Consider the following 16,517-nt stretch of genomic DNA (forward strand, 5'->3'; position numbering starts at 1 on the left):
GGATGGAGGCCTGGATTATCCTCTCAATGGCGGCTGCGGCGTTTCAAACGCTGCGGTTCATGCTGCAAAAGCACCTGAGCATGGGCACCCTCAGCACAGGTGGGGCCACTTTCGCGCGCTTTATCTATTCAATGCCATTCGTGGTGACGTTGGCATTGGGGTATCTGGTCTATAGCGGTGTGAACTGGCCGCGGTTCAGCGGGCTTTTCTGGGCTTACGCGTTGAGCGGTGGGTTGACTCAGATATTGGCGACATGGTGTGTCGTTGCCCTGTTCGCGCAACGCAATTTCGCGGTCGGCATCACCTTCAAGAAAACAGAGGTGATCCAGACCGCGCTGGTCGGGCTGATTGTGTTGGGCGACCGGATCAGCCTGCCGGGACTGGCGGCCATTATTATCGGCCTCGTGGGCGTGCTGATCCTGTCGGATAATCGTATTGCCGGGAGCACGCGGCTGCTGAACCGGGCGGCGGGGCTGGGGCTGCTGTCGGGCGCGTTTTTTGCTGTCTCGGCGGTGGGTTATCGCGGTGCCACGCTTGAGATTGCCAGCGCCGACCCTTTTCTGCGCGCCAGTGTGGCGCTGGCGATCGTCACCACATGCCAGGTGCTTGGCATGGCTGCCTGGCTGGCCTGGCGCGAAAAGGGAGAGATCACCCGCGTCATCGCAGCCCGACGCACGGCGGTCTGGATGGGGATCACCGGCATGGCTGGCAGCCTGTGCTGGTTCACCGCCTTTACGCTGCAAAACGCGGCATATGTCTTTGCGGTGGGGCAAATCGAGGTCATCTTTTCACTCATGGCGTCGGTGCTTTTCTTCCGCGAAAAAATTGCGTTGCGCGAATTGCTGGGCATCGGCCTGTTGAGTAGCAGCATCATTGGGCTGGTTATGTTGACCTGATCAGGGTCAGGCATACTCAATCGTCGTCGTTCGGATCAAAGCCCCGTAAGCGCAAAAATAGGCTCGCCTCATCATTATTCCGGAAAAACGGGACTGAGGCTGGCGGGGAAGGGTCATGAGCGCGCGCGGCAACCTCGGCCAGAACAACTTCGGTGATGAATGGCAAATCAAATTCTTCGCGCGCTTTGGACAGTGGCACCCATTGCAGGTGCGAAAGCTCGTCACAGGCGGCGGAAAAATCATCCAGATCGCTGACGATCTCTCCTGCGTCAACAACAAAGAAACGCGCATCAAAGCGGCGTGGGCGGCCCGGCGGAGTGATGGCGCGAAAGACGAATTGCAGCGCGTGGGCCGTGGGCACGTGGCCGCTGTCTGCGAAGCCTTTCCAGTCATCGGGTACGGCACCGGCCCATTTACCCGTCTGGCCCAAAACAAGCCCTGTTTCTTCCCACAACTCTCGTATGGCGGCAACGGCCAGGGCATGACCAAGATCGACCTCGCTATCTTCGCGCAGGCGATCAGCACAGATTGCAGGCAAGGGTCGCGCCAGCGATACCTCCGCGTCCGCGGCATCCACAGCCCCCCCCGGAAAGACAAATTTCGAAGGCATGAAGGCTGCATTGGCGCCGCGCTGACCCATCAGGACATGTGGGTCGGAGGCACGGTCACGCAGGGCGATTACAGTCGCCGCGTTGCGAATAGCGGTTTTGTCGAGTGTCATGTGAGCCCTTTCAACCAGGAAAGGGTCAGGCCTTGCTTCCAAACCCGTGCATATACCGCGCCCATTGAAACGCCACGATCGCCCCTTTCAGTCTTGGCAGAAGGTATAGCGACAGTCCGACACAGCCAAGCCCGAATATGGTGAAAAGCACCAGTGGTTCAGGCCGCCAGGTTGTGAACGCCACATGCAGAAGCGGGGCCATAAGGTGTCCGACGATCAGGATGGTCAGATAGGCAGGGCCATCATCCGCGCGGTGATGCGATAAATCCTCGCGACAAACCGTGCAGGTATCGCGTACTTTCAGATAGCTTTTTAGGATTGGACCGCTGCCGCAATTGGGGCATTTGCGTCGGAAACCTTTCCAGACGGCGGGCCAGAGTTCGCGTTCGTCAGATTTGATCGCTTCTTCCATCGGGGTACCTTCGATTCCTGTCGCACTCATATGGGCTAGCGCAGTCATACTATAAAGCGGTGAATCCACCCTTGCGTCCTGATGTCGCAAATCGGGCGATAGATACGCATGATGAAAAAAGTTTTCTCCCTGGCGACGGAAGTTTAATCGAGCGACGTAGAAACAGTATGATCCGGCGTGAAGATCGGATTGGGGCAGACAATGCTGACTGAAATACGGAGAAACCCGAATGAAAAATACAGTTCTGATAACCTCACTGGGCTTGGCCATCATCGCAGGCGGTGCGGTTGCGTCTGGTGACAAGGCCGGGGGGATGAAACATCGCCCTCAGCATTCTTTCGAAGAGCTGGATGCAAATGGCGACGGCAAGCTGATGCAGGAGGAGATGGCGGCGCATATGCAAGCTCGGTTTGAAGGCGCGGATGCCAACGGAGACGGTGTACTTTCAAAAGACGAACTGTTGGCGCGGATCAACGAGCGGATGGCCAAGCGAGCTGAGAAATACGCAGCCCATATGCTGGAGCGTCGTGATGCGAACGGCGATGGCGCGTTAGACATGGAAGAAATGAAATCGCGGCGGGATGGCAAGATGTTTGCCCGCATGGATGCGGATCAGGACGGCGCGGTGACCAAAGAAGAATTTGAAGCGATGCGCGCCAAACATAAGGGTCATAAACGTAATGGTCACGCTCACGGAAACAAAGGCCAGGACCCGGCTGAATAAGACGTGAATTCGGCGCGGATGCCGTTGGTTTCCGCCCCGAAGCGCAATCCGGAAGGGCTGGAACCGATTTCGGATTGCGCATCAAGATAAAAAGTCGGAGCGTTTAGGTCATAATTGAAGGCCGACGCCCTGATTTGGTTGACGGGCAGGGGAAATGCCGCTGGATGCCATGAGTGATGAAAGCGATGAGGCGTTGCTGATGCAATATGCAGCAGGGGATCAGGGTGCCGCGCGTGCCCTGACATTGCGACTGACGCCGCGTATCTATGCCCATGCCTGCCGGATGCTAGGTGTGGCCGCCGAGGCCGAGGATGTCACGCAGGAGGCGCTGTTGCGGCTGTGGCGGATCGCACCAGATTGGCGGCGCGGTGAGGCGCAGATCACCACCTGGCTTTACCGGGTCGTGGCGAACCTTTGCACCGACCGGTTGCGGCGTGCGCGGGGGGTCGCGCTGGACGCTGTGCCCGAGCCCGAGGATGAGACCGCCAGCGCGCTAGAGCGGCTGCAGCAGCAGGACAGAACGGTGGCCTTGCAGGCCGCATTGAACCGTTTGCCAGACCGTCAGCGGCAGGCGGTGATCCTGCGCCATATCGAAGGGCTGGCCAATCCCGAGATTGCCGAGATCATGGAGATCAGCACCGAGGCGGTGGAAAGTCTGACGGCACGGGGAAAATGGGCACTCAGCGCCGACCTGTCGGATCGACGCGAAGAACTGGGGTATCAAAATGACTGAAAATCACAGTAAAGACAAAATGGTAGAAGACCTTCTTGATCTTGTACAGCGGAAGGTTCCGGCGCCACCTGGCGACCTGATGGAGCGGATTTTGTCCGACGCGATGAACGTGCAGGCCGGGTTCTCTCAAGTGCCTGACCGCAGCGAACGTCCCGGTATTTTGAATGATCTTTTTCGGGTTCTGGGGGGATGGCCCGCGGTGGCCGGGCTGGCAACGGCGACGGTTGCCGGGGTCTGGCTGGGAGTATTTCCGCCCGGGTTCCTGTCGGACGCGACAGGTGTCTATCTGGGACAGGATGATGCCACCTTTATGATCGACACTGCCGCAGGTTCGGGCTTTGATCTAGGTGAGGAGGCGCTTTGATGGCAGACGAGACTCAGGCAACTGATCGCGGCACGAAACGCTGGGTGCGTGTTTTGCTGGTCTTTTCACTGGCCCTGAACCTGTTGGTTCTGGGCACTGTTGGCGGGGCGATGCTAACCTGGTCGAAATGGCGGTCGCACGATCCGCCGCGTCTTGATTTGGCAGGCGGGCCGCTGACCCAGGCGTTGACACGTGAGGACCGGCGCGCCATCGCGCGCCAGATGCGCAAGACCTATCGCGATAACGGCGGTGTACCTCGTGCCGATATGAAAGCGGAACTTGAAGCTTTGGTGCGTGATCTCAAGGCGGATCCTTTTGAACCAGCATTGGTCAAAAAACGCCTTGCGCGTCATCGTGGCGTGTTTCGCGAACGTTTTGCCCTGGGTCAGTCGTTGCTGTTGGAGCGTCTGACGCAAATGCAACCCAAGGAGCGTGTGGCTTATGCCGACCGTCTGTTGCGCGCTCTGGAAAAGCACAGCGACCGTGGCCGACAAAAAGAAGGTCGTGAATAATCCGTCAGGCGGCGGTGCGCGCGCAAAGCGTTACAGTGTTACGCCCGTCCGCCTTTGATCCGTAAAGAGCCCGGTCGGCGTGATCCAGCAGGCCCTCGACCGTCATGGCGGGCTTGCAAGACGCGCGTTGGCCCATTGCAACCCCGACGCTGACAGTGACTTCGATCGGTTCACGCTGCCCCGGAACGTTTATCGGTGTCTGCTGAATGATCCGGCAGAGTTTGCTGGCAGTCTGGCGTGCCTGGGTCTTGTTGGTATCTGGCGTGACGATCAGGAATTCCTCACCGCCTATACGGGCGATCAAATCGTCATCACCCAAATTGGCGCGCAGCGTATCGGCGACCCGCGAAAGAACCGCATCGCCCGCGGCATGCCCGTAGCGATCATTGACCTGTTTGAAGTGATCGAGATCGGCCACCATGACGGCAAAGCTGCGCCCATCGGCCTGAGAAGAACGGATCAAGCGATCCAGAAACGGCAGGGCGTAGCGGCGGTTATAAAGCCCGGTCAGCGGGTCGATGACCGCAGCCTGCAACCCAATATGCAACTGGTCGCGCATCAGATCGGCGCTTTGCTTGAAGTCCAACTGTGTTTTGACGCGCAAGGTTAGTTCATGCGGGTCGATTTCGCCGCAGATGACATCATTCGCGCCCATATCCAGCACCGTAGCGGCCAGTTTGGCGCTTTCGTTCGGCAGGAGCACAATGATCGGGCAATTGCGAGTTCCCGGTGCCGCACGGAGTTCAGCCATAAGGCGCAACCCGTCATCGCAGGCATCGGCGTCAAATTTCAGAACAAAGATATCCGGTTGTTTCGAACCATTTGGTGCGCCACCGGCGCAGTCCGAGGACATGGCCAGATATTCATGGTTGGCCCGGGCTGACAACGTCGCACGAAGCCGGGTCGCGTCGGGTTTTTTCTGGGCGACAACGGCAACGCGACCGGGGCGCACAAAGGTTTTCTGTGCTTCGGCGAAGCCAAGGGCGGTCGCAGTGCCCGAATGTAGCTTGAGGTCGTGATCCATGTGACGCTGCCGCAGCAGGCTGCGCAAGCGCGCCAATAGCAAGGTTTCATCAACAGGTTTGGACAAGACTTCGCTGGCACCGGCCTCAAGCGCCTTGATGCGTGCCTGGGGTGTGTCCTGGGCAAGGATCAGAATAACCGGTAAAGCGTCGATCGTCGCGCAGTTGTGAACCGCGCGCACAAATGCACTACTGTCGAAATCCGACAATTCAGTACTGGCGATGATCAGGTCTGGCTGAAACTTCTGGGCCATTTTTAGCGCCTCAGTCCCCGAGCGGGCCTGGAAAACGTCGTAATAGGCGGCTGAAAGTTTGACCTTCAGCACAATGCGATTTGTCGCCAGTTCATCAACGATCAGAATTTTACCTGACATAGGGAAATTTGCCTTTCAGACTTGACCCTTCCGTAAGCTGAATATCCGTGTCAGAAGTTAAAAAAACCTTTCTGGATTTTAAGACCGATGAGCCATGCGCGTGAATTCGCCGAGACCCTAGCTTTGCAATGTTTTACCTGGCTTGCGGGCAACGAGGAACTGCTGCCGATTTTCATGGGCGCGTCCGGTGTGAGTGAAGAAGATATGCGCAAGGGTGCGCAAGACCCTGTGTTTCTTGGCTCGGTCTTGGATTTCGTGATGATGGATGATGCTTGGGTGATCGAATTCTGTGCCACGCAGGGGATCGCAAATGATAGTCTGATGCGCGCCAGAATGGCATTGCCGGGCGGTGAACACGTGAACTGGACATAAACAAAGGGAAAACATTTTGGCAACAAAGGTTGACGGCCTCCTCTTTGACAAGGACGGCACATTGTTCGATTTCCACGCCACCTGGAGCGTCTGGGCGGCTTTTGTCATACGCGACTTGGCGGGGGGCGACGACGCCGTTACTGCGCGCCTGGCGACGGTGCTGCACTATGACCTCGTTGCCGAGCAATTTCTGCCATCCAGCCCGGTGATTGCGGGCACCAATCGTGAAGCTGCTGAATGCATCGCGCAGGAGTTGCCGAAACGGTCAGTAGAAGAAATCGAACACTATCTGATGATGACCGCCTCAGAAGTGCCGCAGACCCCGTCACTGCCTTTGGAACCCTACCTTTCGGGTCTTGCCGCGCAGGGTCTCGCGTTGGGCGTGATGACCAATGACAATGAATATTCCGCCCGGGCGCACCTGAAATCTGCCGGCATTGATGGGCATTTCGATTTTATCGCCGGGTTCGATTCAGGGTTTGGGGCAAAGCCGGCGCCGGGTCCGTTGCTGGCCTTCGCAAAATCCGCCGGGCTGGCGCCGGACCGTGTGGCCATGGTGGGCGACAGCACCCACGACCTCATTGCGGGTCGGGCAGCGGGCATGCAGACCATCGGCGTCCTGACCGGGTTGGCAGAAAGCCAAGAGCTTACCCCTTATGCTGACATCATCTTTCCCGACATCGGACATATCCCTGCCTGGCTGACGCAATGACGGGCCAGGCCCACTTCGGGATCTGGCTGGCCTTTTTCGGAACTCTGGTTCTGACCTTTGATGCGATGCTGATGCGGCTTTCCGAGATGAGCGGGCTGCAAATGACAGCGTGGCGAGGTCTTTGCATGGGAACGGTATTGATCCTGCTGTGGCTGACGCAAAGCCGCACCTATCGTCAGGACCTGCGTCATATGACAACAAGGGCAGGGGTGACGATCATCGCCTGTCAATTCTTCAATTCACTACTTTTTTGCTTCGCGATTGCCATCGCTCCGGTGGCGGTGGTGTTGTTCGGGCTGGCGGCAGTACCGGTTTTTGCGGCCATCTTCGCCTGGCTGATCATCGGAGAGCACACGCCTGCTGCCACCTGGGTCACGATCGTGCTGGTCATCGCGGGGATTGGCATTGCGGTTTCCGGCAAAGCAGAGGGCGCTGTCCAATTCGACCTGGCCGCGCTGGCAGGGGCAGGGCTGGGCCTGGGGGTGGCCGTTGTTCTTGCGCTGAATTTTGTCACGTTACGCGCCCGCCCGGAATTGCCGATCGCCCTGCTGATCGGGTGCGGCGCACTGATTTCAGGTGTCATGTCCGTTCTGGTCATCGGGCCTCAGGCGATGATGCAAGGGTGGATCCCGCCCATGATCGCAACCGGTGCGGTGGTGCTGCCACTGTCGTTTTTCTCACTGTCGCTGGCGTCACGCTACACGCTTGCATCCAATGTCAGCCTTCTGATGTTGCTTGAAACCGTGTTGGGGCCGTTTTGGGTCTGGCTGGTCATTGGCGAAGCCCCGACAAGCCGCATGTTGCTGGGCGGGATGATCGTGATTGTCAGCCTGGCGGGTTACCTGATTCTGACCGGACGGCGCGGGGCGTCGCCCGCCTAAACCACATCAACATACAAAAGCGACAATCTGCGTCGCAAAACGGCATACAACCACTCCATCGCAGGTGTTTCGTGAAGGCAGAGGTCAAGCGGAAGGTGCAGGTATGGCACGCGACAGCAATCGCAGGAAACGCAGCGGTGGACGGGCCGGGAGCGCGGAGCGGCGCGGCAGTGCGGCTATCGAACAAATGCCCTGGGCCCCGCCGCGCAACACGGATCGTCCAACCGAACCATTGGATGAGGCCGGCGTTCAGGCCGTTCACAACGGTGCGATGCGCATTCTCGAAGAGATCGGTATCGAATTTCTGAACGAGGAGGCCGTCGAGGTTTTACGCGGTTCGGGCGGTTGCACGATCGACGGTGAAAACGTCCGCATGGGCCGCGATTTCGTGATGGAGATGATCGCCAAGGCCCCGAGCCAATGGTCGATCACGCCGCGCAATCCGGGACGGCAGATCACAATCGGGGGCAATCATCTGAACTTCGGCAACGTCTCGTCGCCGCCCAGTTATTGGGACATGGAGATCGGCAAGAAGGTCACCGGCACACGAGAAATGTGCCAGAACCTGTTGAAACTAAGTCAGTATTTCAACTGCATCCATTTCGTCGGCGGCTACCCGGTAGAGCCGCAAGACATCCATGCCAGCATCCGCCATCTGGACGTGCTGTATGACAAGCTGACGCTGACCGACAAGGTGGCCCACGCCTATTGTCTGGGCAAGGAACGCGTTGAGGACGTCATGGAGATGGTGCGCATCGCGGGCGGTCACACGGATGCGGAATTCGAAGCGGGTCCGAAGATGTATACCAACATCAATTCGACCTCACCCCTCAAGCATGATTACCCGATGCTGGATGGCTGGATGCGGCTAGCGAGACGCAACCAAGGCCTTGTTGTTACACCCTTTACTCTGGCGGGTGCGATGGCGCCTGTCACCATGTCTGGAGCTGTGGCGCAATCGCTGGCCGAAGGGCTGGTGGCGGTGGTACTGGCCCAGATCATCCGGCCCGGCGCGTGCTGCGCAATCGGCACTTTCACGTCCAATGTCGACATGAAATCCGGTGCCCCCGCCTTTGGCACACCGGAATACATGCGTGCCACGCAGATGACCGGACAACTGGCGCGGTTCTACGACCTGCCGATGCGCGCGAGCGGGGTTTGCGCGGCCAATGTGCCCGATGGGCAATCTATGTGGGAGACGTCGAACAGCCTGTGGTCCGCGGTGCAGGCAGGGGCGCATATGGTCTACCACGCCGCCGGATGGCTTGAAGGCGGACTGATCGCATCCCCCGAGAAATTCGTGATGGATTGCGAAATCCTGCAACAAATTCAAAGATATATGGACCCAATGCTTATCGCTACCGGCCCTGATGAGATCGCGGTGGAGGCGGTGAAAGAGGTGGGCGACCAGGGCCATTTCTTTGGCATTCAGCACACGCAGGACCGCTACACGACAGCCTTCTATCAACCCTATCTGAGCGACTGGCGCAATTTCGAGGCCTGGGAAGCCGCAGGGGGCATCTGGACCGCACAGAGGGCGCACCAGACCTACAAGGACATCATTTCGAGCTTTGATGCACCGGTCATGGAGGATGCCATCCGTGAGGAGCTTGCCGCCTTTGTCGAGCGCCGCAAATCTGAAGGCGGGGCGCCGACAGATTTCTGATATCCGTCCTGCCACGGAGAATCAGGTTAACGCTCTGAAAACGCTGGAAAACGCCTGTCGGTATAACGTCGGTATTTTGTCGGTATTACGTCGGTGCCGGGATCGGTGTTTGGTGGGTTTAACGGGGCGTGCGGTGACGGGTGCCGGTTCTGCGGACAAAGTACCAATTTGCTGCATTTGTTTCCGATGGCACTTTCGGTTTACCGGGCATTTTGTTCGTAGAAGGTTTGGCGATCAGCGAACCTTGCTTTGCGGTTCCGAAGTAAGTGAATTGAGATTTCGGACCCTTTATCGGTCATTCGTGGTGTTTGTCTGGCTAAAGTTTCACGGTCGCTCCTAAATCAAATCCTCTGGCGGCGGACATGCCAGATGCCGCGGCGTGGCCTGACTAACCGAGCCTTGGTGCACAGTACGGAAATTCTTGCTTCAAAGGTGCCCGTTCAGCGGGGTAAACGGTGAGGCTGCTGCGTCTCAACTCCACTTCTGATTTTCGAGATTAGCGGGAATAATGATATTGGTTTTCAATTGGCAGCTTGTAGGATTTAGCTTTCTCGGCAACGTTCCCAACTTAGCGATTTACCGGCAGAGATCCGATGACGCGTATTGAATGCGCTTCGAGCAACTGAAATCAGCATTATTCCTTTACTCGATACACCTCAGAAATACTGCTAATCTGTCCGAAGTGATGGGGACATTTTAATTTGAAAAAGTTTTTGAAATTTCGAATTCGCGCGTATCTGGTCATGGCTTTTCTTTTGACCTCTGGCCTACCGCTTGCGGTCTTCTGGCTATGGCCGCATTCGGCAGCCCTGCAAAGCCAAGTCGACGAGGTTCATGAGCGACATCTGCTGATCGCAAAGAACTTGAGCTCGACGTTGCAGGTGTACCATCGTGACCTGACAACGGCATTTGGATCTTTCGCTCCGCAGATTTCCAGGGGGCAAGCGATCGAAGCAAAGGGCATTTTTGAAGTTCTGCACTTTCGGCACATTTGCGTTGCTTCCCCGGAAACGGGTGAAGTCATACACGAGTATTTTGGCACTCAATATGCCTGCCCGAAATTTATCCCAGAGGACCGGCTGCAGAATTTTTTACGCCTGGTGCCGCAAGAAGGGATAGGCATTTCGCACGTGGTAGCGGTCGAAGGCGAGCCGCCCCGAATATTCCTGGTAACGCTTGAAAACGGGTTGCTGGTTGTTGGAGCGATTCATACGACATACTTTAGAATCCTCCAGGCAGATATCAGTTTCGGCGAGCGGGGCCACGCGGCAATCGTCGACCGATCAGGGCATATTCTTGCCCATCCAAGCGCGGAATGGACCGATAAGGCGGCTGACCTTTCCAGCATTTCCATAGTCCAGCGGATCATGGCTGGCGAGACTGGTGTCGCCAGATTTTACTCTCCGGTCATGCAGACCGAGATGATTGCCGGATTTGCGTTTGCAGAAGGAACGGGTTGGGGCGTTATGGTGCCGCAGCCTGTTGACGAGTTGCAGGCATTTGCCGACCATATCAACAAAAACGCGCTCCTGGTATTGATCGCAGGACTGTTGTTTTCGTGGTTGGTGGCGTTGGTCATATCTTCCGGACTTTCCCGCCGTGTTAGACATATTGAGGAAGCGGTGGAAGCTGTTGCGGATGGCAAGAGTATCCAACCGGCGCTTCCCGGCAAATCGATTGCGAGCATCAGAGAGTTTGACAATCTGGAGCAGGGCGTGGTCCGGACCGCTGCTGAAATTGCGGGCGCAAAGGCAGCAGAAGCTAGAAAGTCTGAAGATTTGGAGAATGCCAATAAAAGGCTTCGCAACGAGATCAACGAAAAACTCAAAGCCGAATCTGCTTTGGCCAAAAGCGAGAAACGATTCAAAAGCCTTTTTGAAAGCCAACCTATATCAGTCCGAGAAGAGGATTTTTCAAAGGTCAAGGAAACGCTGCACGCTCTTCCGGTGAATAGCGCTTCCGAATTATCGATGTATTTCAAGAAGCACCCGGAAATCGTTCTGGAGTGCGCTTCCAAAATTATCGTGCGCAATGCCAATCAGAAAGCGCTTGAACTGCACGGATACACGGACAAATCGGCTTTTACGGTATCGGTTACGAGAAATTTGAGCGCGAGCGCTCAATCGGCACTTAAAAAGATCTTTCTAGCAATCTTTAGCGGTGAGGGGCTTGTTGAATACGAGAGCAAAATTGTCCGAAAGAACGGTAAGGAACGGACAGTTATGGCTAGATGGTCAGTCGTATCGGGATGCGAAGAAACCTACGAACGTATCATTCTCACTTCGATTGACATGACCGACTACCTGAAAGCGGAAGAACGTTTAAGACAAGCTCAAAAGATGGAAGCGATCGGTCAACTTACTGGAGGCGTCGCGCATGATTTCAACAACTTGCTGGCTGTGATCCTGGGAAATCAGGAGATGTTGAGGGATCAGGTGCAAAGCGAGTCCTTGAATGTTCCACTTTCAGTCGGCCTGATTGACCGCACGGTCGAAGCGACAAACAGAGGGGCAGAGCTAACTCAGAACATGTTGGCATATGCTCGTAAAGCGCAGTTGGTCCCCGAAAAGATAGATCTCAACCAAGTGGTGAAGGAAACAGAAAACTGGGTCGGCCGAACTATCGAAAGTCGCATCGAAATCGACACCATTCAGCAGCCGGATCTTTGGCCAACGATGGTCGATCGGGCTTCTGTACAAAGCGCGCTAGTCAATTTGCTCGTAAATGCGCGCGATGGAATTGATGGCTCCGGTCAGGTGGTCGTAGAGACAAGCAACGTTCACATCGATTTGGAAAATGCTAAAGGTCGAAACAAGGACATACCACCCGGTCGATATGTCATGCTGGCCGTAACGGATAATGGTAGCGGGATAGAACCCGAGATACTCGATCAGATATTTGATCCGTTTTTTACAACAAAAACTGTTGGCAAAGGCTCGGGGTTGGGTTTGTCCATGGTGCAAGGGTTCGTGAAACAATCAGGTGGTGTAATCAGGATCGATTCAAAGCCTAACAAGGGAACGAGTGTTAAAATTTACTTTCCCGCTACAAAGGATGAACTCCCTAAAAGCAGCGCGCAGGATAGCGACGAGCCAAACTATGCCTCGCGTGAGCGGTCCGGAAAACGGCTTCTTCTAGTCGAAGATCAGGAAGATGTGCTGATGGTGATGGAAAGGACGCTGGTGGCCGGCGGATATGAGGTGGTCAGCACAGATAGTGGCGATAAGGCCTTTGAAATTCTATGTAGCGACGATCAGTTTGACCTGGTTGTTACGGACATTGTCATGCCTGGGCGGCTCCAAGGCCCATCTTTAGCCAGGGAGATCCGTGCTTTAAATCCTGGAATACCGTTCATATTCGTTTCAGGATATGCCAGCGAAACGACGGTCCAAGACAAAGATCTGAGACCAGATGATGTTCGGCTGATGAAGCCAGTGTCGCGCAAGACACTGCTTAGAGCGGTCGAAACTGCCATTTCAGATCTGTGATAAGAACCGGCGTATTTTCTGGGCATATGTGATTATCTGAGAGCCTCTTTCATGGCTCTTGCGAGTTGAGCTACTCGGAAGGGTTTGTTCAGCAGCACGCTGTCAGAGTTGAGAAAGCCGTTTTTCATTGCGGCTTCGGCCGGATAGCCGGACATGAAGATGACCTTGATCTTTGGATAACCGGTCCTGAGCTCTTCGGCGAACTCCGGCCCGCTTGCACCTCCCGGCAGGATGACATCCGACAACACGAGCCCGATCTCGCTCCGTCCACTGACAATTCGCCGTGCTTCATTCGCGTCTTCGGCGCAGATGACATTGTATCCCAGGTTCCTGAGCATCATCTCGGCCAGATTCCGAACTGCCGGATCATCTTCGATCACCAGAATGGTTTCTCCTTGCCCGCGCGGCACGGCCTCGTCGTTGGGCTTTACCGGGCTTTCCGTTTCGGAATAGGCCCGCGGCAGGTACAGCTTGACCGTCGTGCCCTTACCCTCTTCGCTGTATATTGTCGCCTGGCCGCCTGATTGCTGGGCAAAGCCATAAATCATGGAAAGACCAAGGCCGCTGCCCTTGCCAACCCCCTTCGTAGTGAAGAAAGGTTCAAAAGCGCGTTCGCGCACCTCCTCGGACATTCCAACCCCGTGGTCCGATACCGAAAGGACCACATAGTCCCCGGCTGTGATCTCAGAGCCATCAATGTTGCTGTCTTCATCCAAAGTGATATTTGCGCATTCAATTATCAGTTCACCGCCATGTGGCATCGCATCCCGGGCGTTGATGCCCAGATTCAAGAGCGCGGCTTCTACCTGGCCAGGGTCGGCAAGAGCGCGCCAGACGCCGTTTCGTGAACCCACCGAAACCACGATAGTTTCCCCAAGCATGCGCTGCAGAACATCGGACATGTCTGAAACAAGTTTGCGTGTGTCGATCACCTCCGGTCTCAGCGGCTGTTTCCTGGAATAGGCCAGCAGGCGCTGCGTCAGTTCGGCACCGCGTTGTGAAGCATGGACGATCGCCGATGTTATGGGTTTGGAGTCCTCGCCTGACTTCAGCTCTTCCAACAGTTCGGCATTGCCCTGAATCACCGCAAGGAGGTTGTTGAAATCATGGGCGATACCGCCGGTCAACTGGCCAATTGCCTCCATCTTCTGGGCCTCGGCCAACCGCTTTTCCGAGCGGCGCTTTTCTTCGCTCGCCTCGGTTCTGGTCTCGGCCATCAGTTTTTCAATCGCCTTGTTGCTCTCTTCAAGGTCAAGCTTTGCCACGAATTCAGAGACGAATAGCTGAGCGTGCCGTTGGATGACCTGGAAGAAAATGAAGAAAAAACTGGCCGCGATGACAGAGAGGCCGATCGCCACTGGATTTGACGCCAGCACCATTCCAACCAAGGCGCCGACGGCAACCGGGCCGGAATAGGAGACGGCCGCGAGCGGAATGGGATAGAGCGTGATTGCCCCGCCACATATCATTCCGGTGACCAATGCGGCCGTGAAAACCTGCGCTCCGCCGTCCACTGATGGCAGCACGAACATGCTCGGATAGACCCAAATCAGGCCGAACATGACCGAGCTGCGAACGACCTTAAGTATGGCGCGCCGGCTGACGATCTCTGGCGCCGCCTTTCGGCGTTGGTGCAGGCTCTGAAGCAGCGTTCGAACCGAGACAAATCCAATCACCAAGGCCCAGATTGCGATCCCGAGAGTGAATTGCGCGGTGATGTAAAGCACCAAGACCAATGCGGCAGCATTCACCAGGTTCACGATCATCAGCGCAGGCATCAATCGAGATAACGCATAAACCTGTTGCGCCCGGATGCGAGCGGGAATTTCAGGATGCTGAAAATTTGTCAAAGACCAGTCGTTCCTTGTCTACAATGCGTATTCTGTTTTACCCAACTATGATTGAGTCACCTAGTCGCAATCGCTGCGTGTGGTTATCTTCACAATAACGGATTTGTCGCAAATTTTGTTATCAGACCCAGATACCCTAGTCGTTCTACGAAGATGTTGCCGCGCCACGCACCATTTCCGTTGATGCTGAACTGGATGTCAGCGTCCTTACACTGCTTGATCTGATTGGCATGCAGATCAAACTACAGTGCAAGTTCACTCATCGCTCCGTCACCCTTCAACAAAGCTACTGCGACTTGCAATCTGGACCATTCTATTGGGGGTGCTCAGGTCATCATATTCAGACATTCGAACTTTGCACAGCATCGGTCAAAATGGCCTTGAAGCTGCCAAACGCAGTGCATCCGGTCCAGGCTCACGTTGCCCGGACGCTGCGGGATGCATTGATGGTGAGATAGGCGGATGGCCATTATCAGCAACTTAGGCACCGCCATCGCTGAGCGAAATTGCGTTTAAGGCCTGCTGCTTGGTGCAAATCAGTGCTGTTTTTTGCACCGGGGCCTGACCTTACCGCTTGTCAGGGCGAGGGTGGGTTAGATGTAAGTAGAAGGATTTGAATCGCGTCGATCCTCCTGAAAATCCAGTCAGGAGGATCGAACCTTTGACGAAAGCAATCGGAAACGCTGTTAGCTGCTGCCGCCTGGCAACCACTCTTTCCAGACGTCTTCGTTGTCTTCCAGCCAGACTGCCGCGGCTTCATCGGGCTCCATTTCTTCGACGTCTACAAGCACGGCCATTTGAGCAATCTGGGCATTTGTGAAGGAGATCTTGCTCAGCACGCCAAAGGCATCCGGCCATTTCTCTTCCATGCCCTCCCACGCGGCTTTCTTGAGATAGCCATTTGCCGGGTTGCCGCAGTCATATAGTGCATCCGGGTTCGGGCCCACGGCTGGGTCCTTGTCACAGCCATCTTCCCACGCGGGGAATTCGACAAACTCGCCGGGCCAGACGGCTTCGGCAAAGTTCGGCGTCCAGTTGAACACGACAACCGGCTTCTTGTCAGCCTCGGCAGCACCGATTTCCGCCCACAGTGCCGCGGCGGAGCCAGCGTTGATCACGGTAAAGTTCATGTCCAGCGCATCCACACGTTCCTGCGCGTGCTTCAGCCAATCCACCGGTCCATCCAGATAGCGACCCTTGCCGCCGGTTTCCGCCGTCGCGAATAGTTCCGCGCAGTCATTCAGGGCCTTCCAGTCGGGCAGGCCGGGACAGGCCTCCTTGGTCCACATCGGGTACCACCAGTCTTCGCGGGTCACGGCATCATGGTTACCCACATCGACAATGCCGCCTTTTTCCAGGGCCGCACGGAACGACGCGCCAAAGGCGCCTTCCCACACCTCAAGTTCGAGTGTCACGTCGCCCAGACGGATCGACTCGTAGACCGCCTGACTGTCGGTGGTGACGAATTCAACGTTATTGCCCATGGATTCGAGTATCTGCCCCACGACATTGCTCATCACAATCTGGCTGGACCAGTTATGGATCGGAATGACGATCGGATCAGAACTGTCGGCCGCATGGACCGGCAGGGCCAAGGCACCAATCGTAAGGCCAATAGCAAGTTGATTTTTCATTATTTTCTCCCTGAAAGTGGTTCAAAGTTTTTTAGGAAACGTCGAGACGACACCGTCTTCCTGCGAGGGAAGGTAAGTCCGGGATGTGAACCAATCTACGGGCCAAGATGAACGCGCTTTACTGAATTGTTAAAAATTGTTAACAACATGCTTTCC

Annotated in this window: 15 protein-coding genes; 10 read left to right on the top strand and 5 right to left on the bottom strand. The window is 56.0% G+C overall.

Translation table 11 applies throughout. The annotated features are described in order from the left end of the window. Positions 1-2: 2 nt before the first annotated feature. Positions 3-896, top strand: a complete 894-nt coding sequence (locus Q1B27_RS02770) for a DMT family transporter (RefSeq protein ID WP_299843259.1) — start codon at positions 3-5, stop codon at positions 894-896. Positions 897-912: 16 nt separating this feature from the next. Here Q1B27_RS02770 and Q1B27_RS02775 read toward each other — a convergent pair whose 3' ends face one another. Next, complete coding sequence (locus Q1B27_RS02775) at positions 913-1,617, bottom strand: NUDIX domain-containing protein (protein ID WP_299843263.1); 705 nt, start codon at positions 1,615-1,617, stop codon at positions 913-915. Positions 1,618-1,642: 25 nt separating this feature from the next. Further along, a complete protein-coding gene (locus Q1B27_RS02780) occupies positions 1,643-2,059 on the bottom strand; it encodes a DUF983 domain-containing protein (protein WP_299843266.1) in 417 nt (138 codons plus the stop codon). 199 nt (positions 2,060-2,258) lie between these two features. Between Q1B27_RS02780 and Q1B27_RS02785 the strand changes: the two genes are divergently transcribed. The 4 genes from Q1B27_RS02785 (at position 2,259) to Q1B27_RS02800 (ending at position 4,362) form a co-directional block, all read left to right on the top strand. Further along, on the top strand, positions 2,259-2,753 hold the full coding sequence (locus Q1B27_RS02785; RefSeq protein WP_299843269.1) for a calcium-binding protein: 495 nt from the start codon (positions 2,259-2,261) through the stop codon (positions 2,751-2,753). Positions 2,754-2,907: 154 nt separating this feature from the next. Next, positions 2,908-3,486, top strand: a complete 579-nt coding sequence (locus Q1B27_RS02790; RefSeq protein ID WP_299843272.1) for an RNA polymerase sigma factor — start codon at positions 2,908-2,910, stop codon at positions 3,484-3,486. Beyond that, positions 3,479-3,850: a hypothetical protein gene (locus Q1B27_RS02795; protein WP_299843275.1), complete on the top strand. Its 372-nt coding sequence runs from the start codon at positions 3,479-3,481 to the stop codon at positions 3,848-3,850. Before Q1B27_RS02790 ends, Q1B27_RS02795 begins: the two co-directional genes overlap by 8 nt. Then, positions 3,850-4,362, top strand: coding sequence for a periplasmic heavy metal sensor (locus Q1B27_RS02800; RefSeq protein WP_299843278.1), 513 nt, complete (start codon positions 3,850-3,852; stop codon positions 4,360-4,362). Before Q1B27_RS02795 ends, Q1B27_RS02800 begins: the two co-directional genes overlap by 1 nt. A 4-nt stretch (positions 4,363-4,366) precedes the next feature. Here the strand turns inward: Q1B27_RS02800 and Q1B27_RS02805 are convergent, their stop codons facing one another. Continuing rightward, the gene (locus Q1B27_RS02805; protein WP_299843281.1) at positions 4,367-5,758 is read right to left on the bottom strand and encodes a diguanylate cyclase; all 1,392 of its coding nucleotides are present in this window, start codon (positions 5,756-5,758) and stop codon (positions 4,367-4,369) included. 87 nt (positions 5,759-5,845) lie between these two features. Here Q1B27_RS02805 and Q1B27_RS02810 point away from each other — a divergent pair, with 87 nt between their 5' ends. The 5 genes from Q1B27_RS02810 (at position 5,846) to Q1B27_RS02830 (ending at position 12,877) form a co-directional block, all read left to right on the top strand. After that, complete coding sequence (locus Q1B27_RS02810; protein WP_299843284.1) at positions 5,846-6,130, top strand: DUF3572 domain-containing protein; 285 nt, start codon at positions 5,846-5,848, stop codon at positions 6,128-6,130. A 16-nt stretch (positions 6,131-6,146) separates the two neighbouring features. Then, positions 6,147-6,842: an HAD family hydrolase gene (locus Q1B27_RS02815; protein WP_299843287.1), complete on the top strand. Its 696-nt coding sequence runs from the start codon at positions 6,147-6,149 to the stop codon at positions 6,840-6,842. After that, positions 6,839-7,723, top strand: a complete 885-nt coding sequence (locus Q1B27_RS02820; RefSeq protein WP_299843290.1) for a DMT family transporter — start codon at positions 6,839-6,841, stop codon at positions 7,721-7,723. The genes Q1B27_RS02815 and Q1B27_RS02820 overlap by 4 nt, the downstream gene beginning before the upstream one ends. Positions 7,724-7,826: 103 nt before the next feature. Beyond that, positions 7,827-9,389: a trimethylamine methyltransferase family protein gene (locus tag Q1B27_RS02825; protein ID WP_299843293.1), complete on the top strand. Its 1,563-nt coding sequence runs from the start codon at positions 7,827-7,829 to the stop codon at positions 9,387-9,389. Positions 9,390-10,090: 701 nt separating this feature from the next. Beyond that, a complete protein-coding gene (locus Q1B27_RS02830; protein WP_299843296.1) occupies positions 10,091-12,877 on the top strand; it encodes an ATP-binding protein in 2,787 nt (928 codons plus the stop codon). Positions 12,878-12,909: 32 nt separating this feature from the next. Here Q1B27_RS02830 and Q1B27_RS02835 read toward each other — a convergent pair whose 3' ends face one another. Continuing rightward, entirely contained in the window at positions 12,910-14,727 is a 1,818-nt protein-coding gene (locus tag Q1B27_RS02835; protein WP_299843298.1) for an ATP-binding protein, read from the bottom strand. Between the two features lie 686 nt (positions 14,728-15,413). After that, positions 15,414-16,361 (bottom strand): ABC transporter substrate-binding protein, encoded by a 948-nt coding sequence (locus tag Q1B27_RS02840; RefSeq protein WP_299843301.1) that lies wholly within the window; start codon positions 16,359-16,361, stop codon positions 15,414-15,416. Between the last annotated feature and the right edge of the window lie 156 nt (positions 16,362-16,517).

This window comes from uncultured Roseovarius sp. (assembly GCF_947489715.1).
GTDB lineage: Bacteria > Pseudomonadota > Alphaproteobacteria > Rhodobacterales > Rhodobacteraceae > Roseovarius.